This window comes from Wolbachia endosymbiont of Atemnus politus (assembly GCF_013309895.1).
This window is the reverse complement of record NZ_JAAXCS010000158.1, coordinates 1-2,386: the sequence shown is the minus strand read 5'-3', so window position 1 is coordinate 2,386 and position 2,386 is coordinate 1. Positions and strand designations below refer to the sequence as shown.

General features: G+C 36.2%; 2 protein-coding genes and 2 pseudogenes. 1 reads left to right on the top strand and 3 read right to left on the bottom strand.

The genetic code is table 11. The annotated features are described in order from the left end of the window. Positions 1-71 precede the first annotated feature (71 nt). Positions 72-905 (bottom strand): 3'-5' exonuclease, encoded by an 834-nt coding sequence (locus HET73_RS07060; protein ID WP_174133410.1) that lies wholly within the window; start codon positions 903-905, stop codon positions 72-74. Then, positions 898-1,782 carry a GTPase Era gene (gene era / locus HET73_RS07055; protein ID WP_174133409.1) on the bottom strand — a complete coding sequence of 295 codons (885 nt, stop codon included), beginning with the start codon at positions 1,780-1,782 and terminating at the stop codon, positions 898-900. The genes HET73_RS07060 and era overlap by 8 nt, the downstream gene beginning before the upstream one ends. A gap of 193 nt (positions 1,783-1,975) precedes the next feature. Here era and HET73_RS08780 point away from each other — a divergent pair. Beyond that, positions 1,976-2,278, top strand: a pseudogene (locus HET73_RS08780) (transposase); the annotation flags it as partial. Here HET73_RS08780 and HET73_RS08775 read toward each other — a convergent pair. Further along, positions 2,265-2,386: pseudogene (locus tag HET73_RS08775) on the bottom strand (IS5/IS1182 family transposase); the annotation flags it as partial. The pseudogenes HET73_RS08780 and HET73_RS08775 sit on opposite strands and share 14 nt — an antisense overlap.

The following is a 2,386-nucleotide window of genomic DNA, read 5'->3' as shown; positions in this document are numbered from 1 at the left end:
CAATGTGCTGCTAAAAGTTTGTTATGCAAGAGGTCTATTAAAAATTTACTAAGTAGAAAAAAGGTATCTGTTCAGTTACCCTTAAATTCAATATAAAACTTTCCATCACAGGTTATTTCCCACTCCTCTTTAAATTTTCTTAGGTGTGCCTTTTTCTCACATTCCAAAAGTAGCTCTTCTACGCTTTTATTGTAACTTTCAGTAGTGATTCTTCCTTGATGGTGCATGAACCTTAAGTAAATCAAATAAGTGTTAACTACGTCTGTTTCACAATAATCTCGAATTTCTTGTATCTTGCCACTGTCGTATAAGCTCACAACTTGTGACCCATCAACTCCGATTTTACCAGGAAGGTTAAACGCCGCACAAACCTCATGCATTTTTACTCTCGCAGAGGCTCCAAAATCTGAGAGGGTTTCAAGCAAATCACAATGCCAATCACTACTATATCTCTGATTATAGCTATTCCACTTATCACCAGCTTTATAAAAATATTCCGCTTGAATGCCATGAACCATAGCACGGTATTTTAGCACCGGCATATCAAAAGTACGCCCATTGAATGAGACCAACCTCGGTCTTTTTTCTGACATATAATTGAAAAATCCCTTCACCAGCTCTTTTTCACTGGAATCTAGTGTCCCTCCAGATCTAATTTCTTGCAGCGTGAACACCTCATAACCATTTCTGCAGCTTATAATGCAAAGTAAAAAACTGATAGCCACAACGCGGTGAAAGGGCTGACGAAGAAAAGGATTTTGCCCGTTTGTTATTTCGAGGTGATACTTTGTCAATGCATCTCTTTTCTCTTCTACACTACTATCATCACTAATATTGAGCAAATTCTTGCAAGAGTTTACATCTGGTATAGTCTCAATATCAAATACCAATAAAGAATTAAGCATCGCTTATATACTCCTCAGGGCGGTCAGTCCAAGGCCGTATTTTCACGAATAAAAATAGGTGAACTTTACACTCAAACAATTTCTCCAGCTCAACACGTGCCTCGATGCCAATTTTTTTAATATTACTGCCATCCTTCCCTAGCACTATTTTCTTATGACTATCTCTCAGCACAAATATGACCTGCTTTATGACTAAACTCTTATCTTTTTTCTCCTCAATTTGTTCAGTTATGACAGCTGTAGAATATGGCAATTCTTCACGTAAATTCAAGAATAATTTTTCCCTTGTGATTTCTGCTGATAAAAAACTTGTTGAGGAATCGGTTATTTGGTCTTCTCCATAAAACCAAGGACTCACTGGCGCAATTTCAGACAAGTAATTCATCAAATCAGAAAGTCCATCACTCTTTAGTGCCGATATCGTAAAAATCTTTTCAGATCTATAAAGCAAATTCAGATGTTCATATGCCATCTTCAGTTCAGGTTTCTTTACTAGATCAATCTTATTGATAACCAAAATGCATCTGCCTTTTGTGCGTTGCAGTCGCGCAAATATGGTTTTGATTCTCTCTATATTCTTCAAGTAATTGCTCGTATCAACGAGCAACAAAGTGATGTCATCACCCTTGATTGCTGACCATGCAGATTTGACTAGAGCTTTCTCAAGTTTCGTTTCTGCCGAAAAGATTCCTGGAGAATCAGTAAAGATAATTTGTGTTTCATTGCATATTGCAATGCCTCTTATTTGTGTCCTAGTTGTTTGCACTTTGGGAGTAACAATTGCAATCTTCTTACCTACGATGCTGTTAATCAGCGTAGACTTCCCAGCATTTGGTAACCCGGCTATAGTGACAAATAAGCATTTTTGTTCTTTCACGAAGGGGATTGTAAAGAAAACTGGACTCTAGTGTCAAGCTACTTAAATGACATCTTACCACCTTATTCCAGCACCTATTTGTTTGTCATTCCTGTTTGGATCCCAGCGGGCTTTGTTGCATAGCGTTCAGAAAAACTAGCAGTTCTGACAAAATTCATTATAAAATAGCCATTTAACTGCTTAAAGAAAAAATATGCCACAGAAAATGAAAGTCAGTAACCAAAAAGAATATAACAAATTCCTTGAAAAAAGGGGAAATATTTTTCACTTCATTAACGAAGCAATTGAAAATTGGTATGAAAATGGTCCAAAAATGCAGGGTGGCAACTATATTTATAGTGATAAAGTCGTAATTTTGGTGCATATAATCGTCAATCTCTTTAGAATTGGTTTAAGACAAACAGTCGGATTTATAAAAGGATATTTGCAACAAATAGGAAAAGATTTGGCAGTAGACTTCTTTCAAAATTCATATAAGGAGTTCAAAATTGTGAATAGAGGCAAAATCTTAAGCCAAAACGTTTTCGTCGATTTCTATATCTATCGGAGATGATTTTAAACCTTTTCAATAAGCCAATTACGTTTTTAACTACCACTCTGCGGG